This is a genomic window from Streptomyces sp. NPDC048142, assembly GCF_043202835.1.
In the GTDB taxonomy this organism is placed as follows: Bacteria; Actinomycetota; Actinomycetes; order Streptomycetales; family Streptomycetaceae; genus Streptomyces.
The window spans coordinates 41,159-64,526 of record NZ_JBIDBC010000031.1 but is presented as its reverse complement, the minus strand read 5'-3'; the positions used below and the strand labels follow the sequence as shown (position 1 = coordinate 64,526).

Sequence of the window (23,368 nt, the reverse complement as noted above, 5' to 3'; positions counted from 1 at the left end):
GATATTTCGACTACTACTGGAGGAACCGTGGGAAAGCTCGCGAACAAGACCGCACTCGTCACCGGGTCGAGCCGTGGCATCGGACGGGCTACCGTACTGCGGCTCGCACGTGAGGGAGCTCTGGTGGCCGTGCACTACGCCACCGGCGAGGAGGCCGCCCTGAGCACGGTCGCCGACATCGAGGCGGCAGGCGGCCGCGCGTTCGCCGTCCGCAGCGAGTTCGGCGTCCCCGGCGACGTCGACACGCTGTTCGAGGCGCTGGAGAGCGGACTGAAGGAACGGACCGGGGGCGCCACCCTCGACATCCTGGTCAACAACGCGGCCATCATGGGCGGCGTCCCCCCGGAGGAGGTCACACCCGAGCTGTTCGACCGGCTCTTCGCCATCAACGCGAAGGCGCCGTTCTTCATCGTCCAGCGCGCGCTCGGACTGCTCGCCGACGGCGGCCGCATCATCAACATCTCCTCCGGGCTCACCAGGTTCGCCAACCCTGAAGAGGCCGCCTACGCGATGACCAAGGGCGCGGTCGAACAGATCGCCCTGCACTTCGCCAAGTACCTGGGCGCCCGGGGCATCACCGTGAACAGCGTCGCCCCGGGGATCACCGACAACGGCAGCCCGGTGTTCGACATCCCGCAGGCGGTGGAGCAGATGGCCCAGATGTCGGCCTTCGGGCAGGTGGGCAAGCCCGCGGACATCGGTGACGTGGTGGCGTTCCTCGCCTCCGACGACGCTCGCTGGGTCACCGGCTCCTTCATCGACGCCACCGGCGGCACGCTCCTCGGCTGACCCACGCGGTCCGAACCTGCACGGTCCGAACCCGCACGGTCCGAACCCGGGCGTCCGCATCCGAGGCGTCCCGAACCCAAGGCGGTGAACACTCGATGTCGCGGCCCCCCGTCCCCTCGAAGGCCGGCCCGTCGCCCGGCGTCCGGCCCCGGCCGTGGGCAGGCCGCTTCCTGCTGCTCGTCCTCGCCGGCAACATGCTCATCGACGGTCTCGAAGTGTCCGTGGTCGTCGTCGCCCTGCCGTCGATCGGCGCCGACCTCGGACTGTCCCCCTGGCAGGTCCAGTGGGCGATGGGCGGGTTCGCGCTCGGCTTCGGAGCCCTGCTCCTGCCGGGCCGACGCCTGGTGTCGCGGTTCGGACACCGCCGGCTGTACCTGGGAGCGCTGGCCCTCTTCGTTCTCGCCTCGGTGGCCGGCGGACTCACGGACGAACCGCTGCTCCTCCTGATCAGCCGGACCGTCAAGGGCATGTGCGCCGCGCTGACCGCGCCCACCGGCCTGGCCATCATCTCCACCACCTACGGGGAAGCGTCGACGCGGGCCCGCGCCCTGTCCGTGTACACGTTCTGCGGCGGCATCGGATTCACCACCGGCCTGCTTCTGGCGGGAGCCCTCGCACCGCACGACTGGCATTGGACCTTCGTCGCCACGGCCCCGGTCGCCGCGGTGCTGCTCGTCCTGGCGGCCGCGGCCGTCCCCCGGCAACAGCCGGGGCCCGCGGAGCCGATCACTCCGATGGTGCGCCGACTGCTCAGCAGCGGAGCCCTGCTGCGTCCGGCGCTCGGCGCGGCCCTCCTCAACGGCACCTATCTGGGGCTCCTGTCCCTGATGGCCCACCAGGCCTGGAACCTGCTGCACTGGAGCCCCTGGCAGACCGCGGCCGCCTTCCTCCCGGCCTGTCTGCCCCTGGCGCTGACAGCGCTCTCGGCCGGGCGCGTGGTGGCCCGCTTCGGCGCCCCCCGGCTGGTCGTCCTCGGCGCGGCGCTCCACCTCGCCGGCCTGCTGCTGTACGCACGCCTCGACCTGCCGCGTTCCTACGCCACGGACCTGCTGCCCACGCTGGCACTGGTCGGCATCGGATTCGTACCGGCCTTCGCGGCGCTGAACGCGCAGGCGGGCCGGGCCGTCGGGACGGCCGACCGGGGGACGGCTACCGCCTCGTACCAGACCGCGGTCCAGGCCGGAGCGGTCGCGGTGCCCGCCGCCGTGGCCGCCCTGCTCACCTTCGGTCCCCAGGGCGGGCCGGTGGGGGACGCCGCCCACCGGCCCGCCCTGCTCCTGCTCTGCGCCCTCGCGGCGCTGGGCCTGCTGGTCGCCCTGCGAGGCCTCACCGCCCGTCCACCGGTCGGCGTCGCCGGCCGGTGAGCCGTACCGCCCGGCGCCCCTTCCCCAGAGGGTGTCGCCCCCTTTCCGCCCCGTTCCCGGTCGTCGCGACCGAGTAAGGCAGACGTGCCATGGCGCCATCGAACGCCACCTCCAGACTCCCCTCGCTCACCGGGATGCGTTTTCTCGCCGCCCTGCTGGTGTTCTCCGTGCACGGGGCCGCCGCCGGCGTCTTCAAGGACCAGGGAGTCGCCGCCGACTACTACCGCTGGTTCGGCAACGCCGGCGCGGTCGGCGTCTCCTTCTTCTTCATGCTCAGCGGCTTCGTCCTCACCTGGTCGGTGCGTCCCGCCGACACCGTCCGCGGATTCTGGCGGCGGCGCCTGCTGAAGATCTTCCCCAACCACCTGGTGACATTCGTCGTGGCCATCGTCCTGCTGACGGTGACCAGCACCGCGGTCGCCTTCCCGGAGACGCTCGCCAACCTGTTCCTGGTGCACGCCTGTGTGCCCGACAGCGGTTACGTCGAAACGGCCAACACCGTCAGCTGGTCGCTCTCCGTGGAGCTCCTCTTCTATCTGTCCTTTCCACTGCTCATCAAGGGCGTGAGCCGGATCGCGCCGGCCGTGCTCTGGTACGCGGCGGGGGGCATCGTGCTGCTCATCATGCTGATGCCGCTGATCGCGCAGCTGCTGCTGCCGGACACGCCGGGCTTCATGTTCATGAAGATCTCCTGGACCCAGATCTGGTTCGTGTACGTCTTCCCCGTCGCCCGGCTCCTGGAATTCGTGCTCGGCATGCTGCTGGCGCGCATCGTGCTCTCCGGCCGGTGGATCGGGCTCGGCGTGATACCGCCGGCCCTCCTGACGATCGCCGCCTACGTGGGCGCCGTCCTGATCGACCACAACCCGCTCTACAACTACGTGGCGATCACCGTCGTCCCGCTGGCCCTGCTGATCCCGGCCGCCGCCGCGTCCGATGCCAAGGGCCGCGAGACCCTGCTGAACAAGCGCCCCATGGTCTGGCTCGGGGAGATCTCGTTCGCCTTCTACTGCGTGCACTATCTGATCCTGATCTACGGTCACCGGCTGTTCGGCTCGGACCCCAACATCTTCGGCAAACCGTCCGGACCCGCCTGGAGCACACCCGGCGGCCTGCTCTTCCTGGCGGCGGCCCTCGTCGTGTCCGTGCTCGCCGCGTGGGCCCTGTACGCGATCGTCGAGCGCCCCGTCATGCGCCGCTGGGGCCGCCCGCCGGGACCCCGGCGCACGGAACAGGTCACCGTCCGCCCGGAGCGGGCCGCCGAAGCCCCCGCAGCCCACTGAGGACACAGGCCCCGACCACCGACCGCACCGCCCACACACCGGACAAGGACTCGCATGTCGCAGCAGCCCCTCCACCTCGCCGTGCTGATCGGCAGCGTCAGGACCGAACGCTTCGGTCACACCGTCGCCGCCTGGTTCGCCGAGCTGGCCGCCCAGCGCCCCGACCTCACCCTCGACGTGATCGACCTCGCCGAGCTGCCGTTCGACCTGGCCGGGCCCAGCCGTACCCCCACGGCGGACATGACCGCCCTGCTGGCGCGGTCCCGGCCCCGGTTCCAGCGCGCCGACGCCTATGTCGTGGTCACCCCCGAGTACAACCACAGCTTCCCGGCGGCGCTGAAGAACGTCATCGACTGGCACCTCAACGAGTGGGCCGCGAAGCCGGTCGGTTTCGTGTCCTACGGCGGCATCGCCGGCGGCCTGCGCGCGGTGGAACAACTGCGCCAGGTCTTCGCGGAACTCCACGCGGTCACGGTCCGCGACACCGTCAGCTTCCATGGCGGCGCCGCCACCTTCGACGGGCCCGACCCCCGGGACCCGGAGAGCTGCGGAGCCGCCGCCAAGGTCCTGCTGGACCAGCTCGGCTGGTGGGGGCGAGCCCTGCGGCAGGCGCGCGCCGACCAGCCCTACGGGAAGTGAGCGGCGTGAGCATGAAGTACGACCTCCTCGGCAGGACCGGTGTACGGGTCTCCGAACTCTGCCTGGGGGCCGGGACCTTCGGGGTCGAAGGGTGGGGCGCGTCGAAGGACGACGCGTCGCTCATGGTCGACCGCTACGCGCAGGCGGGCGGCAACTTCATCGACACCGCGAACGTCTACGGCGGTGGACGCTCGGAGGAGTGTCTCGGCGAGGCACTGGCCGGCCGGCGCGACGAGTTCGTCCTGGCCACCAAGTACAACACCATGACCCGGCCGGGCGACGTGAACTCGGCGGGCAACCACCGCAAGAACCTCGTCGCCTCGCTCGAAAGCAGCCTGCGGCGGCTGCGGACCGACCGGGTGGACGTGCTCTGGCTGCACGCCCGGGACGCGTTCACCCCCGTCGAGGAGGTCATGCGCGCCCTCGACGACCAGATCCGGGCCGGCAAGGTCCTCTACGTGGGAGCCTCCAACTGGCCCGCCTGGGAGGTCTCCCGCGCCAACATGCTCGCCGAGCTCCGCGGCTGGTCGGCCTTCGCGGGCCTCCAGGTCCGCTACAACCTGTTGGACCGCACCGCCGAACGGGACTTGCTCCCGATGGCCGCCGCCTGCGACGTCAGCGCCTTCGCCTGGGGTCCGCTGGCCGAGGGGCGGCTGACCGGCAAGTACCTGCGCGGGGAGGGCGGTCGGCTCACGGTGGAGAACTGGGCGGGCGACGACGAGCACGACACCGCCGTCGTACGGGAGGTCGTGGCCGTCGCCGGGGAAGGCGGCTGGACCCCCGCACAGGTCGCACTCGCCTGGCTGCGAGCCAGGCCCGAGGCGGTCCTGCCGATCCTCGGCGCGACCCGGCCCGGACAGCTTCAGGAGTCCCTCGCCGCACTCGACGTCCGGCTCGACGAGGAGCAGACCCGGCGGCTCGACTCCCTCAGCGAGGTCTCCCTCGGCTTCCCCAGGGAGCTGATGCGCCACAGCAGGTTCACCAAGGGCGCCTACAGCGACCGCTGGCCGGACCTGGAACGCCGCCGGGGGCCGGGACGCACGGTCGCCACCCTCCTGTGACGCCCCGGCACGGTGCGACGGAGGGACCACGTGGGCGCGGCACGCACGCACCTGAAGGACGTACCCGGAAGGAGAGCGAGACATGAGAATGCTGGTCACCGGCGGTGCCGGTTTCATCGGCTCCCGCTTCGTCAGGATGCTGTTGGAGGACCGGTTCGAGGGCTGGGAGGACGCCGAGATCATCGTCCTGGACGCCCTCACCTACGCGGGCAACCGCGCCAACCTGCCCGCGTCCCACCCGCGCCTGCGCTTCGTGCGGGGCGACGTGTGCGACTCGGAGACCGCGCGGGAGCTGGCCGACGGAGTCCACGCGGTGGTGCATTTCGCCGCCGAGTCCCATGTGGACCGCTCCCTCACCGGCCCCGCCGAGTTCTACCGCACCAATGTGCTGGGCACTCAGTCCGTACTCGAAGCGGCGCTGCGCGCGGACGTGGAACGCGTCGTCCACGTCTCCACCGACGAGGTGTACGGATCGATCTCCGAGGGGTCCTGGACCGAGGACTGGCCGCTGGCCCCCAACACGCCCTACGCGGCGTCCAAGGCAGCCTCCGACCTGGTGGCGCGCAGCTACTGGCGCACCCATGGCCTCGACGTCTCGGTCACCCGCTGCTCCAACAACTACGGTCCGCACCAGCACCCCGAGAAGCTGATTCCGCTGTTCGCGACCCGGCTGCTGCGCGGAATGCCGGTGCCGCTGTACGGGGACGGCGGCAACATGCGCGAGTGGCTGCACGTGGACGACCACTGCCGGGCTCTCCACCTCGTACTGAACAAGGGCCGTTCGGGCGAGACGTACAACGTCGGCGGCGGCGACGAGTGGACCAACCTGGACCTCACCGAGCGGCTGCTCGACCTCTGCGGCGCCGACGAGTCGCTGGTGCGGAGGGTGGCCGACCGCAAGGGGCACGACCTGCGCTACTCGCTGGACGACACCAAGATCCGCGAGGAGCTGGGGTACGCGCCGCAGATCACGTTCGATCAGGGGCTGGCCGAGACAGTCGCCTGGTACCGGGAGCACACCGACTGGTGGCAGGACGCGGCGGCCGTGGCCGAGCGCCCGGACCTCAGCGTCCTGACCTGAAGGAGACCAAGTGGACCCCCTCGATCGCAAGGCGCTGTTGCTGGACGAGGTACGCAAGTACCACCACGAGGCACAGCCGGAGCGGCGGTTCGTTCCCGGCGTCACCGAGATCTGGCCCTCCGGCGCGGTACTGGACGAGGACGATCGAGCGGCGCTGGCGGAGGCGGCGCTGGACATGCGCATCGCCGCGGGAGTGAGCTCGCGCAGATTCGAGTCCGCCTTCGCCCGCAGGATGGGACGCCGCAAGGCGCATCTGACCAACTCGGGGTCGTCCGCGAACCTGCTCTCGGTCTCGGCTCTCACCTCGCACCTGCTGGAGGACCGGCGGCTGCGGCCGGGGGACGAGGTCATCACCGTCGCGGCCGGCTTCCCCACCACCGTCAACCCGATCCTTCAGAACGGATTGATACCGGTCTTCGTCGACGTGGAGATCGGCACCTACAACACCACCGCCGACCGCGTCGCCCAGGCCATCGGCCCGCGGACCAGGGCGATCATCGTCGCGCACGCCCTCGGCAACCCCTTCGAGGCCACTGAGATCGCCCAACTGGCGTCCGACCACGACCTCTTCCTCATCGAGGACAACTGCGACGCCGTCGGGTCCCTCTACGACGGGCAGCTCACCGGCACCTTCGGAGACCTGTCGACCGTCAGCTTCTACCCCGCACACCACCTGACGATGGGCGAGGGCGGCTGCGTGCTGACCGCCAACCTGGCGCTGGCACGCATCGTGGAGTCCCTGCGGGACTGGGGCCGCGACTGCTGGTGCGAGCCGGGCGAGAGCGGAAAGTGCCTCAAGCGGTTCGAGTACCAGATGGGAACGCTCCCCGTCGGGTACGACCACAAGTACATCTTCAGCCACGTCGGGTACAACCTGAAGGCGACCGACCTCCAGGCCGCCCTGGGCCTCAGCCAGCTGGCCAAGCTGGACGAGTTCTGCACCGCGCGCCGCCGCAACTGGCGTCGGCTGCGCGAAGGGCTGGCGGACGTACCCCATCTGATGCTGCCCGAGGCCACCCCGCGCAGCGACCCGAGCTGGTTCGGCTTCGTCCTGACGATCGATCCGGAGGCCCCCTTCAGCAGGGCCGAGACGGTCGACTTCCTGGAGAGCCGCAAGATCGGCACCAGGCGGCTCTTCGCCGGCAACCTCACCCGCCACCCCGCCTACATCGGGCAGCCGCAGCGGGTGGTGGGCGAGCTGACCAACAGCGACCTCATCACCGACCAGACCTTCTGGATCGGGGTGTATCCCGCCCTCACGGACGAGATGATCGACTACGTCGTCGCGTCGATCCGGGAGTTCGTACAGGCCCGCGGATGAGCGCCCGCCTCCCGGGAGTGGCCCGTATCCGACCGCCTCAGCGATCAGGAGCGACATGGACATAGTGGGAAACGGATTCCTCGCCCGCCACCTGCGTTCGCTGGCCGGACGCCACGAAGGGACGCTGGTGCTCGCCGCCGGCGTGTCCTGGGCCGCTCACACCTCCCCGGCCGACTTCGCCCGCGAAGCCGCCCTGGTGGAGGAGAAGACCGCCGCCTGCCTGGCCTCCGGCGACCGTCTGGTGTTCTTCTCCACCGCCTCCACCGGCATGTACGGAAAGGTGGACGGCCCCGGCCGCGAGGACCGCCCCGTCGTCCCCTGCACCCCCTACGGCACGCACAAGCTCGCGCTGGAGAAGCGGCTGGAGGCCTCCGGCGTCGACTACCTGGCCCTGCGTCTGGGACACCTCGTCGGGCCGGGGCAGCCGCCGCACCAACTGCTGCCGACCCTTGTGCGCCAGATGCGCACCGGAACGGTCCACGTCCACCGGGGCGCCACCCGCGACCTCATCGACATCGACGACGTCGTCACCATCGTGGACCGGCTGCTCGGCGCGGGCCTCAGCCGGGAGAAGGTCAACGTCGCCTCCGGCAGCGCCGTGCCGATCGAGCGGATCATCGACCACATCGAGGAGCGCACCGGTCTCGTCGCTCGCCGGGTGTACCGGGACCGGGGCGGGCATCACACCATCTCCACCGACAAGCTGCGCGCCCTGGTGCCCGAGACCGAGGCCATGGGCTTCGGACCGAGCTACCACCGCCGGGTGCTCGACGCCTTTCTGACGGCGGCCGTCCCCACGGCGACGCCCTGACCCGAAGGTTGGCCCATCATGCCCGCCATGTCCGCAACCACGCTCACCCACCCCGTGCTCCGGCCGCGCCGGGAGGCCTCGGCCGTCGAGCGGTACGCCCGGTCCGCCGCGGCCCTCGAAGGAGCGGCGATCCGCACCGCCGACGTGCCGGCCTGGCTGGAGGAACGCAGGCGCGCCCACGACTTCCGGGTCGACCGCATCCCGTTCGCCGAACTCCGCGGCTGGGACTTCGCCCCCGACACGGGCAACCTCGTCCACCGCAGCGGAAGGTTCTTCTCCGTCGAGGGTCTGGACGCCACGGTCACCGACGACGACGGGACCCGGACGACCTGGCGTCAGCCGATCATCAAGCAGCCCGAGGTCGGCATCCTGGGGCTGCTGGTCAAGGAGTTCGACGGCGTCCCGCACTTCCTGATGCAGGCCAAGATGGAGCCCGGCAACCCCAACCTCCTCCAGCTCTCGCCGACGGTCCAGGCGACCCGCAGCAACTACACGGGTGCCCACCGGGGCGCTCCCGTCCGGTACGTCGACCACTTCGTCAGCCCCGAACCCGGCCGCGTCGTCGCCGACGTGCTGCAGTCCGAGCACGGCTCCTGGTTCTATCGCAAGAGCAACCGCAACATGATCGTCGAGACGACCGCCGAGGTGCAGCCGCACGAGGACTTCCGCTGGCTCACCCTGGGGCAGCTGGCCCAGCTGCTCCACCAGGACGACGTGGTGAACATGGACACGCGGACCGTGCTGTCCGCGGTGCCGTACGCCGACCCGCACGGCAGGGCCCGGCTCCGCGACGCCGAACTGCACTCGTGGTTCACCGGTCAGCGTGCCCGGCACACCGTCAGCGCCGAGCGTGTACCGCTGGCGGACGTCACCGGCTGGACCCGCGGTGAGGAGACCATCGAGCACGACGAGGGACGGTACTTCAGGGTGGTCGCCGTCTCCGTCCGGGCCGGCAACCGCGAAGTCACCGGGTGGACCCAACCGCTGTTCGAGCCGGTGCGGAGCGGTATCGCCGCCTTCGTCCTGCGCCACTTCGACGGCGTGCCGCACGTGCTGGCGCACGCCCGGGTCGAAGGCGGCTTCCTGGACGCGGTCGAACTTGGCCCCACGGTCCAGTACACCCCCGCCAACTACGCTCACCTGCCGGTCGGGGAACAGCCTCCGTTCCTCGACCTCGTCCGTACGGCGCGACCCGACCGCATCCGCTACGAAGCGGTGCACTCGGAGGAGGGCGGCCGCTTCCTCAACGCCGGGAGCAGGTATCTGGTGGTCGAGGCGGACGAGTCGCAGGCGCCGCTCGACCCGCCCCCCGGCTACCAGTGGGTCACCCCCGGCCAGCTCACCTCGCTCGTCCGGCACGGCCACTACCTCAACGTGCAGGCCCGCACCCTGCTCGCCTGCCTCGGCGCCATGGGGCTCACCTCATGAGCGCCCCCAGCCCCCCGGCGCGGCCCCGCCCCGTCCGGGTCGGCGTCCTGGGCACGGCGTCCATCGCCCGCCGCCGACTGCTGCCCGCACTCGCCGCCTGCCCGGACACCCGGCTCGTCGCCGTGGCGAGCCGCGACCTCGCCACCGCCGAGGAAGCCGCGGCGCCCTACGGCTGCCGGGCCGCGGAGGGCTACGAGGCGCTGCTCGCGCGGGACGACGTCGACGCCGTCTATGTGCCCCTTCCCGCCGCCCTGCACGCCCCGTGGGTGCGCGCCGCGCTGACGGCGGGCAAACACGTACTGGCGGAGAAGCCGCTGAGCACCGATGCGGCGACCACGCGCGGGCTCTTCGCGCTCGCCCGCGACGAGGGCCTCGTGCTGAGCGAGAACGTGATGTTCGTGCGCCATGCCCGGCACACCGCGGTCCGGCGCCTGATCGATGACGGCGCGATCGGCGAAGTGCGGGCGTTCCACGCGGCGTTCACCGTGCCGCGCCCGCCGGACGGCGACATCCGCCACAGTGCGGGACTCGGCGGGGGAGCGCTCTGCGACATGGGCGTGTACCCGGTGCGTGCCGCGCTCCACCTGCTGGGCGACGGCCTCCGGGTCGCGGGCGCGGTGCTCACCGCGGCGCCCGGGAGCGAGGTGGAGACCTCCGGCGCGGCTCTGCTCCGTACCACGGAAGGCGCGAGCGTCCACTGCGCCTTCGGGATGGAGCACAGCTACCGCTCCTTCTACGAGGTGTGGGGGGAGCGCGGACAGATCCGGGTGGAACACGCCTTCACCCCGCCCGCCGCACACGTGCCCGTGATACGCGTCGAACGGGACGGTGAGATCGAGGACGTCACGCTGGCGCCGGACGACCAGGTGGCCAACACCGTGTCGGCGTTCGCGGCGGCCGTACACGCCGGCCACTCCCCGGACGAAGCGGTGACGCTGCGCCAGGCGGAGCTGCTCGACGCCATCCGCCGGACAGCGGACCGGCCGGAATCCGGGCCCGAAACCCCCGACAACCGAAGGAGTCAGTGATGTCCGCCTCTGTACAGTGGATCCCCGAGGACACCGACCGTGAGCGTGCCAGCGCCGCCCGGGCGTACGACTACCTGCTGGGCGGCAGCCACCACTTCGAGGCGGACCGCGCCCTCGGCGACCAGGTGCTCTCCGTACTGCCCGCGAACGTCATGGCCCGGCAGAACAGGGACCTCCTCGGGCGCATGGTGCGCCACCTGATCGATGCCGGCATCCGGCAGTTCATCGACCTCGGCTCGGGACTGCCCGTCATGGGCCACGTCCACGAGCTAGCCGGGGAGAGCGGCCGGACCTGCCGAGTGGTCTACGTGGACAACGAACCGGCCACGGTCGCCCACGCCGGACTCCTGCTGCGCGGCGTCCCGGGCACGGCCCTGATCGGCGCGGACGTACGGGACCCGGAAGCCGTACTGGGAGCCGAGGCGACCCGTGAGCTGATCGACTTCACCGAGCCGGTGGGGCTGCTCATGCTCGGCGTCACCCAGTTCCTCCACGACGAGGACGACCCGTGGGGCCTCACCGCCCGCTACCGCGACGCCCTCGCCCCCGGAAGCCACCTCGCCCTGTCGTGCTTCACCTGGGACAACGACCCGGACACCATGCGCAGGACCGTCGAGATGTTCCGGGCGAGCGGCCGGACCCCGATCGTGCCGCGCACCGGCGCCGAAGTCCGCAGGCTCACCGGCGACTTCACCCTGCTCGACCCGGGCCTCGTGTACGCGCCCCGGTGGCGGCCCGACGCCATGTCCGGCGGCGAGCAGGAGCGGTCCAACCTGTACGCGGCCCTCGCCCGCAAACCGTGAACGGCCGCCGCGGGAGCCAGCGGCCCGGCCGGCCGGCACTCGCCGTGGCCGTCGCCCCGGTTCAGTCCTGCGGATCACGCGGGCCGTGAGCCCGCTCCACCATCTCCGTCGCGATGGAGAGCAGCGCCTCGCGCTTCTCCTCCTCGGAACCCTCGAAGTGCGGCAGCGCGAAGGTGCCGAAGTGCAGGGTGAGCAGAGCGCCCATGCACTGCAGCTGCTCCACGAGTGAGTAGCCCGGATCGCTGAGGAGTTCGCCGATGGCGGTCATCTGGTCCTTGAACTCCCGCCCCACCTCCAGATCGCGGAGCGTCGCCTCGTTCTCCTGCATGAACCGGAACAGCGGCACCGTGGCGTCGAGCGCGGCCCCGTACCGGCGCAGCAGCTCCCGCTTGGTCTCCAGGGTCCTGGGCTGCACCTCGCCCCACGCGATGGCGTCGGCCACCGGGCGTCCCAGGTTCTGGAAGATGCTGAGGAGGATCTCCTCCTTCGACTGGAAGTGGTAGTAGATCGCAGGCTTGGTGACCTGGAGCACCTCGGCGATCTCCCGCAGGGAGGTCTTCTCGTAACCCTGCTCGGCGAAGAGGTCGAGGGCCACCTCCTGGATGCGCCGACGGGTCTCCCCACGGCTCTTGCGGGCACCGTTCTCGGCCACGCTCTCTCCTCGGGTTCGTTCCCACCTACCTGTCGGCCGGTAAGCGGCCACCTCGTCGAGTCTACGGTCCCCACCTGAAAGGACCCCGATGCGCGTTCTGTTCACGGTCTCCAACTGGCCCGGTCACTGGTACTCCATGGTGCCTCTCGGCTGGGCGCTCCAGGCGGCCGGACACCAGGTGAAGGTGGTCTGCACGCCGTGTCAGACGGGACCGGTGACACACGCGGGGCTCATGCCGGTGCCGCTGCTCGAAGCGATGGACATGACCGTCCGGGGCCGGCTGCACAACTATCGCAAGGCCGAGGTGGGGACCTGGCCGTTCGCTACCCCGCCCCCGCACCCGCTCACCGGCGAACCGCTGCGCTCCCTCGACGAGTTCGACATGGGGCAGTGGTCGGCGGAGAACCGCGACTGGGCGGTCGGGGTCGTCAACCGCAGTGCCGACGCGGCCGTGGACTTCGCCCGCGGGTGGCGGCCCGACCTGGTCGTGCACGACCTGATGAGCCTGGAGGGCCCCCTGGTCGGAGGGGCGCTGAAGATCCCCGCCCTGCTGCACCTGTGGGGGCCGTGTGGACCCCAGGACCCGGTGCCCGGTGCCCCGCCCGGATCGAGCTTCGTCCCCATGGACCCGGTCGGAGCCTTCGAGCGGCACGGCGCGGGACCGATGGACGCCGACGTCTACACCCACGTCATCGACCCGTCGCCGATCTCCGTACAGCCGCCGCTGAAGGCCGAACGGATTCCGGTGAGGCATCTGCCGTACAACGGACCGGGGGCCGTCCCGCCCCGGCAGTCGCCGCGCGAGGACGGCCGGCCCCGGGTGTGCGTCGTCTGGGGCACCTCCGTCAGCGGGGTGCACGGACCCGCGTCGTTCGCCGTGCCCCGCGTCGTCGAAGCCCTGTCCGGCATCGATGCCGAGGTGCTGCTCACCTTGACCGGCGACGACCGCGCCCGGGTTGAGAGCGGACCCGCGCTGCCGCCGCACGTCCGGCTGCTGGAACGCACTCCGCTCAGCCTGCTGCTCCCGGAGTGCGACCTGGTCATCCACCACGGCGGAGCGGGCTGCACCATGACCGGACTGGCCGCCGGAATACCGCAGTTGGCGATCCATGCCGGATCCGACCAGGAAGTGATCGCCGACCGGGTCGCCGCGGCGGGCGCCGCCCACTCCCTGGTCAACGCCGAAGCGGACGCGGCGGCGGTCCACGGGGCCGTCACCCGGCTGCTCGGCGACCCGGCCCACCGGGCCGCCGCCCGCGGGCTGAGGGACGAGATGGAGTCCCTGCCCACCCCCGCCGATCTCGTGTCCGTCCTGTCCGAGCTCGTCGGCTGAACATCCGCACGCCCCCGCCACCCGCCGGAACCCATCGACGACACGAGGAACCCCGCCATGCGCGTCCTGGTGATGACCACTCCCGATCCGAGCCATCTGCCGCCCCTGGCACCGGTCGCCTGGGCGCTGCGCGCCGCGGGCCACGAGGTGCTGGTCGCCGGCCAGCCTGACAGCGCCGAGTCCGCCAGGACCACCGGGCTGAGCATGGTCGCGTTCGGCGAACCGTTCGACACCGAACAACTGGTGCTGAATTCCCTGGCCCCCGGCAAGCGTCCGCTGGAGAGCCGCCCCGGCAGCGCGCCCGGCACCTCGCCCCCCACCAAGGGCGGCTTCGGCGGCGTCTGGATCGAGCGAGCGCGGGCCATGGCGGGGGAGTACCTCGCCTTCGCCCGCGACTACCGGCCCGACCTCGTTCTCTCCGACCCGCTGGACTACAGCGGCCTCGTCATCGCCGGCGTACTGGGGATCCCGGCGGTGCACCACCGCTGGGGAGTCGACCCCGTCGGCACCCCCCGGATCCCCGCCGCCCGCGAGGAACTGGCCGACTTCTGCCGGACGCTGGGGCTGGGGACTCTCCCGGACCCCGCCGTCGTACTCGACCCGTGCCCCGCCGCTCTCCAACTGCCCCAGGTACGACGGGGGACCCCGGTGCGGTACGTGCCCTTCAACGGCAGCGGGGCGATGCCCGACTGGGTGCGAGCGGAGTGGGGCACTCCGCGCTCCACCATGCGGCGGGTGGTGGTCTCCCTGGGCCGGAGGACCCTCGCCTACCACGGTGTTCCGTTCGTCAGGGCCCTGCTGCACGCCCTGGCGGAAGTGCCGGACGTCGAACTGATCGCCACCGTCGGCGCCGATCACCGTGCCGCGGTGGGCCCCGTACCGGCCAATGTGCGGATGCTGGACCCCTTTCCGCTGCACGCCGTGCTCGACTCCTGCGACGCGATCGTCACCCACGGCGGATCGGCCACCACCATGACCGCCACCCTGCACGGGGTACCGCAACTGGCGCTGCCGCAGATGGCCGACTGCTTCGCGCACGGTGAGCGGCTGGCGGCATGCGGGGCCGGCGTCAGCCTGGCCACCGTGGCCGAGCAGGACGACGCCGCTGTGCTGCGCGCGTCGCTGTCCCTGCTGCTGGACGACCCCTCGTACGCCGCCGCGGCGTCCCGGCTGCGTACCGACATGGAGCGCATGCCCAGCCCCGCGGAGGTGGTCCCCGAACTGGAACGGCTCGCCGGGAAGGCGTTCCCGGCCCCCCTCTGACCCGCACCGCACCAGCGCGGCCCCACCCGGGCCCACCGATCCCCACCGAACCCCACCGAGCGAAAGGCACGATGATGACCGCGACCGGCACGCCATGGACCTTCCACCAGGACCAGTTCTGGATGCGCGGCGAGGAGCCGCCCGGCAGGGTCGTCCACGACGATGAGAAGGGCCTGTGGAACATCTACGGATGGGACGAGTCGCTCCAGGCGCTCGGCGACCCGGAGACCTTCTCCTCCGATCTGAGCGTCCTCGCACCCGAGGGCAAGCGCCAGATCTTCCCCGGAAACCTGACGACGATGGACCCGCCCGACCACACCAAGCTGCGCAAGATCGTCAGCGGGGTCTTCACCCGGGGCATGGTGGCCGCCCTCGAACCGCGCATCAAGGAACTGACCCTCGAACTCCTCGCCGGGACCGAGCCGGGCAGCTCCTTCGACCTGGTGGAGGAGCTGGCCCACCCCCTGCCGGTCATCGTCATCGCCGAACTGCTCGGCGTCCCCAGCTCGGACCGCCATCTGTTCCGCGAATGGGTCTCCAAACTGCTGGCGAACAACCAGAGCTTCTCCACCGGCGAGGACACCCCCGAGCTGCGCGCCCAGCGGGCGCTGACGTTCGAACAGATCGAGAACCTCTCCGGCTATCTGCGTGAGCACGTCGAGAGCCGACGGGTGACTCCCCGGGAGGACCTGCTGGGCCGCCTCGTCGAGGCCGAGGTCGACGGACAGCGGCTCAGCACCGCCGAAGTGGTCAACTTCGCCTTCGTCCTGCTGGTGGCCGGGCACATTACGACCACGATGCTGCTGGGCAACACCATCCTGTGCCTGGACGCCCACCCGCGGGCGATGAAGGCCGTACGCGAGGACCGCGAGCGGATCCCGTCGGCGATCGAGGAGTCCCTGCGGCTGTTCAGCCCCCTCGCCTCGCTGCGCCGGGTGACCACCAGAGCGACCCGCATCGGCGACGCCGAGATCGCCGCCAGGCAGGTGGTGATGGTCTGGACGGCCGTCGCCAGCCGCGACACACGGCAGTTCGGCGATCCGCACACCTTCGACATCGACCGCCGGGCCAACGCCCATCTGGCGTTCGGCCGCGGTTCGCACTTCTGCATGGGCGCCCCGCTGGCACGGCTCGAAGGACGACTCGCCCTGGACATCCTCCTCGACCGCTACCCCGGCCTGCACCGCGACCCGGACCGCGACCCCGTGTTCATGCCCGGCGCCAATGTGATGGGTGTGGAACAGCTGCACCTGCTGACCTGAGAGCGAGAAACAGATGAGGCTGCTGTTCGTCACGGGGCCCACCCCGTCCAACGTCTTCGCCCTCGCGCCGCTCGCCCTCGCGGCACGCGACGCGGGACACCAGGTATTCATGTCGACCGTACGGGAGCGGACCTCCGTCGTGACGGGCGTCGGGCTGCCGGCGCTCGCCGCGACGACCACCCCGCTCGCCGATCTCAAGGCGACCCGGCGCTCCGGCGAACGCGAGCGCGTCCCGGACGACGTGGACCATCCCGAGTTCATCCGGTACACCGGCCGCTGGTTCGGACGCGTGGCGGCCGAGAGCCTGGTCAGGCTCCGCGAGGTCGCGGCGGCCTGGCGGCCGGACGTGGTGATCGGCGGCCCCCACGCCTACGCGGCGGCCCTGCTGGCCCACGAGCTGTCCGTGCCGTGGGTGCGGCACACCTGGACCGCCCTCGACACCCGGGGCATCCACATCGGCAGTGAGGCAGAACTCGCCCCGGAACTGGGCCGGCTCGGCCTCGACCGGATACCGCCCCCAGCCATGCTCATCGACAACTGCCCACCCTCGATCCGTCAGGCCGACGCCGCTCCCGCCCAGCAGATCCGCTACGTCCCGGTCAACTCCCAGTGCACCACCGAACCCTGGATGTACACGCCCGGCGAGCGGCGCAGGGTCTGCGTCACGGGCGGCAGCATGGCCGCCCGCGACAACAACTTCGAGCTGATCCGCTCCATGGTGAAGCACCTGCGGGCACTGGGGACCGAGGTCGTCGTCCCCGCACCGCAGGAGACGGCCGACGCGCTCCGCGCGGAGTTCGGCGACATCAGGGCCGGCTGGTTCCCGCTGGATGTGGTGATGCCGACCTGCGCACTGGTCGTTCACCACGCGGGCGGCCTCACCGGGCTGACCGCGACGCTGTCCCAGGTCCCCCAACTGCTGTTGCCGCAGGAGGCGAAGGTGCGGGAGTCCGCCCGCCTCGTGGCCGCGTACGGGTGCGCGGTCAGTCTGCTGCCCGACGATTCGACCGAGGACAGGGTCGCCGATGCGCTGGAGGAGCTGCTTCACAAGTCCTCCTACTCGGAGCGTGCGGGCGATCTCGCCCGGGAGATCGACGGGATGCCGACGCCGGTCGAGGTCCTCGACCTCGTGACCTCCCTGGCGTGAACCCCGGGCGCCCCGTCGTCCGGCCCTTCTCCACCGGGCCGTTCCCCCTCCGACCGCTCCACGAACCCGACCGCCTCATGAGGAGAGCAGGATGCGCGTACTCTTCGTCACCGGTGGCGGGCAGGCCACCGTCTTCGCCCTGGCCCCGCTCGCCACCGCCGTGCGTGCCGCCGGACATCAGGTGTTCATGGCCGCCAACCACGAGGTCATGCCTGCGATCACCGCGTCGGCGCTGCCGGCGGTGCCGGTCACCGAAAGCTCGTTGCGGCACTTCATCTCGCACGACCGGCAGGGGCGGCCGGTCGATCTGCCGCTCGGCAGGCCGGTCGCCGAACAGGGCGAGTTCACCGGCCGCTGGTTCGCCAGAATGGCCGCGGAGAGCCTCCCGCTGCTGCGGGACTTCACGGCGCGATGGCGTCCGGACCTCGTCGTGGGCGGCACGAGCACCTATGCGGCCGCGTTGCTGGCGCGCCACCTCGGCGTACCGTACGTCCGGCTTGCCTGGGACGCGATAGACGCCCGCCACGTGCATCCCGGCGCGAGCCGGGAACTGGGCCCCGAACTCGCCCTGCTGGGGCTGGACGTGCTTCCCGAGCCCGACCTCTTCATCGACGTCTGCCCGCCGGGTCTACGGCCCCGGGAGGCTGCCCCCGCCGAACCGATGCGGTTCGTGCTGGGCAATCTGCACCGGGTGCTCGAACCCTGGATGTACACCCGGGGCGAGCATCGGCGGGTCTGTGTCACCGCGGGCAGCCAGGTGACGCGTGCCGGCGGGCACGGACTCTTCGAGTTCCTCACCAGGACGGTCCGCGAACTCGCCCCGCTCGACGCCGAAGTGCTGGTCGCCGCTCCGCAGGCGCTCGTCGAGGACGTGCGGTCGGAGTGCCGGGACGTCGGCCGACTGCAGGCCGGCTGGATGCCGTTGGACGTGGTCGCGCCCACCTGCGACCTGCTCGTCCACCACGGCGGCGGAGTCACCGGTCTGACCGGTATGTGCGCCGGCGTCCCCCAGGTCGTGGTCCCCGGGGCCGACATGCTCGCCGACGCGGCCCGTCGGCTGGCCGCATACGGTGCGGCGGTCACCCTGCCGACCGGTGACGGCCGGCCCGGCGCCGTGGGCGAGGCCGCCCGCCAGGTGCTGTCGGACCGGAGTCACGCCGTGCGCGCCGGGGAGCTGCGGGCCGAGATCGAGGCCATGCCCACGCCGCACGATCTGGTCGCCGCCCTGGAGAAGCTTGCCCGCGTCTGAACCGGACGTCGTTCGGGCCCGGCCGTTTGTAGATCGTCTGACATTCCTCGGACTTTCCGCACCAATTTTCTGAGTGAATCCTTGCAGGAATCGTATTGACCCCTCCAGGAATTCGAAGATAGATTTCCGTAGCATCGTATTCCTGTGAATTGATTTTCCGCGCCTGTCACGTTCAGGAGGGACGCATGAAAGCGCGAAAGCTCGCCGTGGAAGGCGCCATTGAATTCACTCCGCGGGCGTTCTCCGACGACCGTGGGGTGTTCGCCACCCCATTCCAGCAGTCTGCCTTCGAGACAGCGAAAGGCGCCCCGCTCTTCCCGGTCGCCCAGAGCAATCACAGCGTGTCCCGGCGCGGAGTCGTCCGGGGCATCCACTACACCGGGGCACCCCCCGGCGCGGCCAAGTACGTGTACTGCGCCGCCGGCAGATCGCTCGACATCGTCGTGGACATCAGGACCGGCTCGCCGACCTACGGACGCTGGGACGCGGTCCTCCTCGGCCCGGAGGAACTCCGCGCCGTCTACCTGCCGGTGGGCGTCGGACACGCGTTCGTCGCGCTCACCGACCACACCGTGATGTCGTACCTCACCTCCACGCCGTACGTGGCGGACAACGAACTGGCGCTGTCGCCGCTCGACCCGGCGATCGGCCTGCCGATCCCCGAGGACATCGAGCCCCTGCTCTCCGAGCGCGACACCCGCGCCCTCACCCTCGAAGAGGCGGCCGGACGCGGTCTGCTGCCGTCCTACGAGCACAGCCTGAGACTGGAGGCCGCACTGAGCGCCGAAGTCCGTGCGGAGCCCAGGGCGACGGGGCGTCCGGTATGAAGGGGATCATTCTCGCCGGCGGCAGCGGAACGCGGCTCAAACCACTGACCGGGGTGGTCTCCAAGCAGATTCTCCCCGTCTACAACAAGCCGATGATCTACTACCCGCTTTCCGTGCTCATGCTCGCCGGAATCCGGGACATTCTGCTGATCTCCGCACCCGGTCACCTGGACATGTTCCGCCGCCTCCTCGGCGACGGATCGAACCTCGGCGTGCGCATCGACTACGCCGAGCAGAAAGAACCCAACGGCATCGCCGAGGCATTCCTGCTGGGCGCCGACCACATAGGCGACGACCAGGTCGCCCTCATCCTCGGTGACAACGTATTCCACGGGTACAAGTTCTCCGACCTGCTGCGCAGGACGGTGGACCAGCTGGACGGCTGCGCACTCTTCGGCTACCCCGTGCAGGACCCCTGGCGGTACGGGATTGCCGAACTGGACGCCGACCGCCGGCTCGTGGGCCTGGCCGAGAAACCAGGCGAGCCCCGCTCCAACATCGCGGTCACCGGGCTCTACATGTACGACAACGACGTCGTCCGGATGGCCCAGGACCTGGTCCCGTCGGAGCGCGGGGAGCTGGAGATCACGGACATCAACCGGATCTACCTCGAACAGGGCCGGGCGCACCTGGCCGAGCTGGGACGCGGCTTCGTCTGGCTCGACATGGGCACCCACGACTCCCTGCTGGAGGCCGGCCAGTACGTACAGATCCTCGAACAGCGTCAAGGGGTCCGGATCGGCTGTGTCGAGGAGGTGGCGTACCGCAAGGGCTTCATCGACGCCGAGGAGTGCCGACTGCTCGCCCATGAACAGGCCGGCGAGTACGGGGAGTACCTCCTCGACCTCGTCGGCGCGGACCGCGTCCCGTCCCGGAGGAACCATGCAGAACCCTTCGTCACCCCCGACGGCGCCGGGCCCCGATGAGCGGCCTCCGGCCGAGGTGACCGGCGACGACACCCCCACCGTCGTCGTCCTGGGCGGCACCGGATGCATCGGGCGGCACGTCTGCGCCACCTTCGCCCGCCACGGGTACCGGGTCGTCACGGTGGCGCGTCGCCCCGCCCCCCGGGTGACGCCCCACCCGCACCGTTCGCTCGACCTGAGCACGGCCCGTCCGGCCGTGCTGCGCGCGCTGTTCGCCGACGCACGCGCCGATGCCGTCGTCAACGCCACCGACATGGCGGGCGCCACCGACACGACCGGCGCCGCCGACGGCGGCGAGGCCCGCGCCGCGGAACTGCTCGACGCCAACGAGGGGCTCGCACGGAGACTCGTCGACGCCCTGTCGGGCGCGGAGCGCGCCCCCCGGCTCGTCCACATCGGGACCATCCACGAGTACGGCCCCGGCGACAGCGGCGTCCCGCTGCACGAGGACGTCGAACCCGCTCCCGTCAACGCCTACGCACGCGCGAAACTGGCCGGCTCCCGGACGGTCCTGGACGCGGCGCGCTCGGGAGCCGTGAGCGCGGTGGTGCTCCGCGTGGTCAACACCTGCGGGCCGTATCCCACTCCGGCGGGTTTCGCCGGGAAGCTCCTGCCCACCCTGCGCGCCGCCGCTGCCGCCGGTGAGCCGCCGACGATCACCGTGGGCGGCGCGATGCGCGACTGGATCGACGTCCGGGACATCGCCGAGGCCGCTGTGCTCGCGGCGCGACGGCCGGTGAGCGGGCACGCCTTCAACATCGGCAGCGGCGTCTGCGTGTCCATGCGGGAGCTGGTCGGGCACGCCCTGACGGCGGCCGGCCTGCCCGACTCGGGAGTCCGCGAATCCACCGGGCAGCTGCGCGGCCTGGGCGCCGACTGGATCCAGGCCGACATCGGCCGGGCCCGCGCACTGCTCGGCTGGAGCCCCCTCGTCCCGCTGGAGCAGTCGCTGCGCGACATGTGGGACGCGGGGGAGACCAGCCGCTGACGGCCGTCGCCGTCCTGCCCATACCCGAGAGAGGAAGAGATGACGGACATCGAGTACAAGGACCCGCGCACCGTGCCGCACGAGTCGCAGGGGGAGCGCGAGTCCCGGCTGCGGCTGACCGAGCTGCTTGCCAGGACGCCGATCCCGCCCGAGTACCTGATCGACAACCTGCCCGTCTATCTGCGCCGCCCCCAGCTGGCGGACCTGCTGGCCATGGACGCGCTGTACCGGCGCATCATCGAAGTACCCGGCGTCATCATGGAGTTCGGTGTGCTGCACGGACGGCACCTGGCTGCCTTCACCGCACTGCGCAGCATCTACGAGCCCTACAATTCGCTGCGGCGCGTCATCGGGTTCGACACCTTCACCGGATTCCCGGACGTCTCCGAGATCGACCGGGCCACCCCCAGCGCGGTCGCCGGGCGGTTCGCCGTCCCCGAAGACGAGGTCGACCACCTGCGCCAGGTGCTGGCGGCGCACGAGGCGAACGAACCGTACGGCCACACCCAGCGCAGCTTCGTCGTCCAGGGCGACGTGCGCAAGACGGTCCCGCGGTACCTCCAGGAGAACCCCGAGACGGTCGTCGCACTCGCCTACATCGACCTCGACCTGTACGAACCGACCCTGGAGACGCTGCACGCGCTGCGCCCGCACCTGGCCAAGGGCAGCATCATCGCCTTCGACGAGCTGGCCCACCCCAAGTGGCCGGGCGAGACCAAGGCGCTGACCGAGTTCCTCGACCTGGGCAGCGTCACGCTCCATCAGCTGCCCCACCGGGAGTCCCCGATCATTTACCTGGTGTGGGGCGAGAACTGACGACCGGCGTCGGCCGATCCCGCCGCTGTCCCCCGCTGCCTGAGCCCGACTTGGAGAAGGAATGATCATTGAGGAGTGCCGCGCCTGCGGCAACAGCGAACTGCTTCCGGTGCTGGACCTGGGCCCGCAGGCGCTGACCGGGGTCTTCCCGCGGAGCCGCGACGAGGACGTGCCCCAGGTCCCCCTCGACCTGGTGCGGTGCTCACCCGGCGGCTGCGGCCTGGTGCAACTGCGCCACACGGCCGACCTGTCGCTCATGTACGGCGAGGGGTACGGATACCGCTCCGGGATCCGCGAGTTCATGCGCAACCACCTGCACGGCAAGGTCGCCGACCTCACCGCCCTGATGCGGCCGGGCCCCGGCGACCTGATCGTCGACATCGGGAGCAACGACGCCACGCTGCTGCGCGGCTACGCGGAGGGCCCCACCCTCGTCGGCGTCGACCCGACCGGGGAGAAGTTCCGCTCGCACTACCCGCCGGGCGCCGAGCTGCTCCCGGACTTCTTCTCGCGCAAGCTCGTCGAGGAACGGTTCGACTCCCGCCGCGCCAAGATCGTCACCTCCGTGGCGATGTTCTACGACCTGCCGCGCCCCATGGAGTTCATGCAGGACGTGCACGACATCCTCGACGAGGACGGCGTCTGGCTGATGGAGCAGAGCTACCTCCCGGCGATGCTCCAGGCGGCGGCGTACGACGTGATCTGCCACGAACACCTGGAGTACTACGCCCTCCAGCAGATCGAATGGATGGCGGAGCGTGTCGGTCTGCGGGCCATCAGGGCCGAACTCACCGACGTGTACGGCGGCAGCCTCTGCGTCGTGCTGGCCAAACGGTCCAGCCGCCACCGGGTGGACGAGGCGGGCCTCGCCCGCATCAGGGCCCACGAGGCGGCCCTCGGGCTGGGCACGGCGGCCCCCTTCGATACCTTCGCCACCCGCTCGCTCACCTCGCGCGATCAGCTCCGGGACTTCCTGGACCGCTCCCGCCGCGAGGGCCTCACCACCCTGGGCTACGGGGCTTCCACCAAGGGCAACGTCATTCTCCAGTTCTGCGGGCTCACCGAGGAGGACCTGCCGTGCATCGGCGAGGTGAGCCCGGAGAAGTGGGGCGGGTTCACTCCCGGCACCGGGATTCCCATCGTCTCCGAGGGGGAGGCCAAGGCGCACCGGCCCGATCAGCTGCTGGTGCTGCCCTGGATCTACCGCGAGGGATTCGTCGAGCGGGAACGGGACTTCACCGGGAGCGGCGGCACGCTGGTCTTCCCGCTCCCGGATCTGAGCATTGTATGAGCCGCA

22 protein-coding genes are annotated in these 23,368 nt (G+C 71.0%); 21 read left to right on the top strand and 1 reads right to left on the bottom strand.

Annotated features, from left to right (window positions below):
* Positions 1-27: 27 nt before the first annotated feature.
* The 11 genes from ACGF2Y_RS29765 (at position 28) to ACGF2Y_RS29715 (ending at position 11,608) form a co-directional block, all read left to right on the top strand.
* On the top strand, positions 28-789 hold the full coding sequence (locus tag ACGF2Y_RS29765) for an SDR family oxidoreductase (RefSeq protein WP_392953794.1): 762 nt from the start codon (positions 28-30) through the stop codon (positions 787-789).
* A 95-nt stretch (positions 790-884) separates the two neighbouring features.
* The gene (locus ACGF2Y_RS29760) at positions 885-2,153 is read left to right on the top strand and encodes an MFS transporter (RefSeq protein ID WP_392953791.1); all 1,269 of its coding nucleotides are present in this window, start codon (positions 885-887) and stop codon (positions 2,151-2,153) included.
* Positions 2,154-2,242: 89 nt separating this feature from the next.
* A complete protein-coding gene (locus tag ACGF2Y_RS29755) occupies positions 2,243-3,436 on the top strand; it encodes an acyltransferase family protein (protein ID WP_392953788.1) in 1,194 nt (397 codons plus the stop codon).
* Positions 3,437-3,490: 54 nt separating this feature from the next.
* A complete protein-coding gene (locus tag ACGF2Y_RS29750) occupies positions 3,491-4,075 on the top strand; it encodes an NADPH-dependent FMN reductase (RefSeq protein WP_392953785.1) in 585 nt (194 codons plus the stop codon).
* An 11-nt stretch (positions 4,076-4,086) separates the two neighbouring features.
* Positions 4,087-5,136 carry an aldo/keto reductase gene (locus tag ACGF2Y_RS29745; protein WP_392953858.1) on the top strand — a complete coding sequence of 350 codons (1,050 nt, stop codon included), beginning with the start codon at positions 4,087-4,089 and terminating at the stop codon, positions 5,134-5,136.
* An 82-nt stretch (positions 5,137-5,218) separates the two neighbouring features.
* Complete coding sequence (gene rfbB / locus ACGF2Y_RS29740; protein ID WP_392953782.1) at positions 5,219-6,217, top strand: dTDP-glucose 4,6-dehydratase; 999 nt, start codon at positions 5,219-5,221, stop codon at positions 6,215-6,217.
* Between the two features lie 10 nt (positions 6,218-6,227).
* Positions 6,228-7,538, top strand: a complete 1,311-nt coding sequence (gene rfbH / locus ACGF2Y_RS29735) for a lipopolysaccharide biosynthesis protein RfbH (protein ID WP_392953779.1) — start codon at positions 6,228-6,230, stop codon at positions 7,536-7,538.
* A 55-nt stretch (positions 7,539-7,593) separates the two neighbouring features.
* Complete coding sequence (locus tag ACGF2Y_RS29730; RefSeq protein WP_392953776.1) at positions 7,594-8,349, top strand: NAD-dependent epimerase/dehydratase family protein; 756 nt, start codon at positions 7,594-7,596, stop codon at positions 8,347-8,349.
* Between the two features lie 27 nt (positions 8,350-8,376).
* Positions 8,377-9,777 (top strand): NDP-hexose 2,3-dehydratase family protein, encoded by a 1,401-nt coding sequence (locus ACGF2Y_RS29725; RefSeq protein WP_392953774.1) that lies wholly within the window; start codon positions 8,377-8,379, stop codon positions 9,775-9,777.
* Entirely contained in the window at positions 9,774-10,805 is a 1,032-nt protein-coding gene (locus tag ACGF2Y_RS29720; protein ID WP_392953772.1) for a Gfo/Idh/MocA family protein, read from the top strand. The genes ACGF2Y_RS29725 and ACGF2Y_RS29720 overlap by 4 nt, the downstream gene beginning before the upstream one ends.
* Positions 10,805-11,608 (top strand): SAM-dependent methyltransferase, encoded by an 804-nt coding sequence (locus tag ACGF2Y_RS29715; RefSeq protein ID WP_392953769.1) that lies wholly within the window; start codon positions 10,805-10,807, stop codon positions 11,606-11,608. Before ACGF2Y_RS29720 ends, ACGF2Y_RS29715 begins: the two co-directional genes overlap by 1 nt.
* Positions 11,609-11,669: 61 nt before the next feature.
* Here ACGF2Y_RS29715 and ACGF2Y_RS29710 read toward each other — a convergent pair whose 3' ends face one another.
* The gene (locus ACGF2Y_RS29710) at positions 11,670-12,260 is read right to left on the bottom strand and encodes a TetR/AcrR family transcriptional regulator (protein WP_392953767.1); all 591 of its coding nucleotides are present in this window, start codon (positions 12,258-12,260) and stop codon (positions 11,670-11,672) included.
* An 88-nt stretch (positions 12,261-12,348) separates the two neighbouring features.
* Between ACGF2Y_RS29710 and ACGF2Y_RS29705 the strand changes: the two genes are divergently transcribed.
* The 10 genes from ACGF2Y_RS29705 (at position 12,349) to ACGF2Y_RS29660 (ending at position 23,362) form a co-directional block, all read left to right on the top strand.
* A complete protein-coding gene (locus ACGF2Y_RS29705; RefSeq protein ID WP_392953764.1) occupies positions 12,349-13,593 on the top strand; it encodes a nucleotide disphospho-sugar-binding domain-containing protein in 1,245 nt (414 codons plus the stop codon).
* A 57-nt stretch (positions 13,594-13,650) separates the two neighbouring features.
* Positions 13,651-14,856, top strand: a complete 1,206-nt coding sequence (locus ACGF2Y_RS29700; RefSeq protein ID WP_392953761.1) for a nucleotide disphospho-sugar-binding domain-containing protein — start codon at positions 13,651-13,653, stop codon at positions 14,854-14,856.
* Between the two features lie 71 nt (positions 14,857-14,927).
* Positions 14,928-16,118 carry a cytochrome P450 gene (locus ACGF2Y_RS29695; RefSeq protein ID WP_392953758.1) on the top strand — a complete coding sequence of 397 codons (1,191 nt, stop codon included), beginning with the start codon at positions 14,928-14,930 and terminating at the stop codon, positions 16,116-16,118.
* 13 nt (positions 16,119-16,131) lie between these two features.
* On the top strand, positions 16,132-17,265 hold the full coding sequence (locus ACGF2Y_RS29690) for a nucleotide disphospho-sugar-binding domain-containing protein (RefSeq protein WP_392953755.1): 1,134 nt from the start codon (positions 16,132-16,134) through the stop codon (positions 17,263-17,265).
* A 91-nt stretch (positions 17,266-17,356) separates the two neighbouring features.
* Positions 17,357-18,514, top strand: a complete 1,158-nt coding sequence (locus ACGF2Y_RS29685; protein WP_392953752.1) for a nucleotide disphospho-sugar-binding domain-containing protein — start codon at positions 17,357-17,359, stop codon at positions 18,512-18,514.
* A 185-nt stretch (positions 18,515-18,699) separates the two neighbouring features.
* The gene (locus ACGF2Y_RS29680; RefSeq protein WP_392953749.1) at positions 18,700-19,341 is read left to right on the top strand and encodes a dTDP-4-dehydrorhamnose 3,5-epimerase family protein; all 642 of its coding nucleotides are present in this window, start codon (positions 18,700-18,702) and stop codon (positions 19,339-19,341) included.
* On the top strand, positions 19,338-20,267 hold the full coding sequence (rfbA, locus tag ACGF2Y_RS29675; protein ID WP_392953746.1) for a glucose-1-phosphate thymidylyltransferase RfbA: 930 nt from the start codon (positions 19,338-19,340) through the stop codon (positions 20,265-20,267). Before ACGF2Y_RS29680 ends, rfbA begins: the two co-directional genes overlap by 4 nt.
* On the top strand, positions 20,224-21,255 hold the full coding sequence (locus ACGF2Y_RS29670) for an NAD-dependent epimerase/dehydratase family protein (RefSeq protein WP_392953743.1): 1,032 nt from the start codon (positions 20,224-20,226) through the stop codon (positions 21,253-21,255). The genes rfbA and ACGF2Y_RS29670 overlap by 44 nt, the downstream gene beginning before the upstream one ends.
* Before the next feature lie 39 nt (positions 21,256-21,294).
* Positions 21,295-22,071 (top strand): class I SAM-dependent methyltransferase, encoded by a 777-nt coding sequence (locus tag ACGF2Y_RS29665; protein WP_392953740.1) that lies wholly within the window; start codon positions 21,295-21,297, stop codon positions 22,069-22,071.
* A gap of 61 nt (positions 22,072-22,132) precedes the next feature.
* Positions 22,133-23,362: a class I SAM-dependent methyltransferase gene (locus ACGF2Y_RS29660; RefSeq protein WP_392953737.1), complete on the top strand. Its 1,230-nt coding sequence runs from the start codon at positions 22,133-22,135 to the stop codon at positions 23,360-23,362.
* Positions 23,363-23,368 lie beyond the last annotated feature (6 nt).

Excerpts from the sequence above, each read along its gene's own strand:
- ACGF2Y_RS29760 (WP_392953791.1), top strand. The coding sequence starts at position 885 with ATGTCGCGGCCCCCCGTCCCCTCGAAGGCCGGCCCGTCGCCCGGCGTC.
- ACGF2Y_RS29755 (WP_392953788.1), top strand. The coding sequence starts at position 2,243 with ATGGCGCCATCGAACGCCACCTCCAGACTCCCCTCGCTCACCGGGATG.
- ACGF2Y_RS29750 (WP_392953785.1), top strand. The coding sequence starts at position 3,491 with ATGTCGCAGCAGCCCCTCCACCTCGCCGTGCTGATCGGCAGCGTCAGG.
- ACGF2Y_RS29745 (WP_392953858.1), top strand. The coding sequence starts at position 4,087 with ATGAAGTACGACCTCCTCGGCAGGACCGGTGTACGGGTCTCCGAACTC.
- rfbB (WP_392953782.1), top strand. The coding sequence starts at position 5,219 with ATGAGAATGCTGGTCACCGGCGGTGCCGGTTTCATCGGCTCCCGCTTC.
- ACGF2Y_RS29730 (WP_392953776.1), top strand. The coding sequence starts at position 7,594 with ATGGACATAGTGGGAAACGGATTCCTCGCCCGCCACCTGCGTTCGCTG.
- ACGF2Y_RS29725 (WP_392953774.1), top strand. The coding sequence starts at position 8,377 with ATGTCCGCAACCACGCTCACCCACCCCGTGCTCCGGCCGCGCCGGGAG.
- ACGF2Y_RS29720 (WP_392953772.1), top strand. The coding sequence starts at position 9,774 with ATGAGCGCCCCCAGCCCCCCGGCGCGGCCCCGCCCCGTCCGGGTCGGC.
- ACGF2Y_RS29715 (WP_392953769.1), top strand. The coding sequence starts at position 10,805 with ATGTCCGCCTCTGTACAGTGGATCCCCGAGGACACCGACCGTGAGCGT.
- ACGF2Y_RS29705 (WP_392953764.1), top strand. The coding sequence starts at position 12,349 with ATGCGCGTTCTGTTCACGGTCTCCAACTGGCCCGGTCACTGGTACTCC.
- ACGF2Y_RS29700 (WP_392953761.1), top strand. The coding sequence starts at position 13,651 with ATGCGCGTCCTGGTGATGACCACTCCCGATCCGAGCCATCTGCCGCCC.
- ACGF2Y_RS29695 (WP_392953758.1), top strand. The coding sequence starts at position 14,928 with ATGATGACCGCGACCGGCACGCCATGGACCTTCCACCAGGACCAGTTC.
- ACGF2Y_RS29690 (WP_392953755.1), top strand. The coding sequence starts at position 16,132 with ATGAGGCTGCTGTTCGTCACGGGGCCCACCCCGTCCAACGTCTTCGCC.
- ACGF2Y_RS29685 (WP_392953752.1), top strand. The coding sequence starts at position 17,357 with ATGCGCGTACTCTTCGTCACCGGTGGCGGGCAGGCCACCGTCTTCGCC.
- ACGF2Y_RS29680 (WP_392953749.1), top strand. The coding sequence starts at position 18,700 with ATGAAAGCGCGAAAGCTCGCCGTGGAAGGCGCCATTGAATTCACTCCG.
- rfbA (WP_392953746.1), top strand. The coding sequence starts at position 19,338 with ATGAAGGGGATCATTCTCGCCGGCGGCAGCGGAACGCGGCTCAAACCA.
- ACGF2Y_RS29670 (WP_392953743.1), top strand. The coding sequence starts at position 20,224 with ATGCAGAACCCTTCGTCACCCCCGACGGCGCCGGGCCCCGATGAGCGG.
- ACGF2Y_RS29665 (WP_392953740.1), top strand. The coding sequence starts at position 21,295 with ATGACGGACATCGAGTACAAGGACCCGCGCACCGTGCCGCACGAGTCG.
- ACGF2Y_RS29660 (WP_392953737.1), top strand. The coding sequence starts at position 22,133 with ATGATCATTGAGGAGTGCCGCGCCTGCGGCAACAGCGAACTGCTTCCG.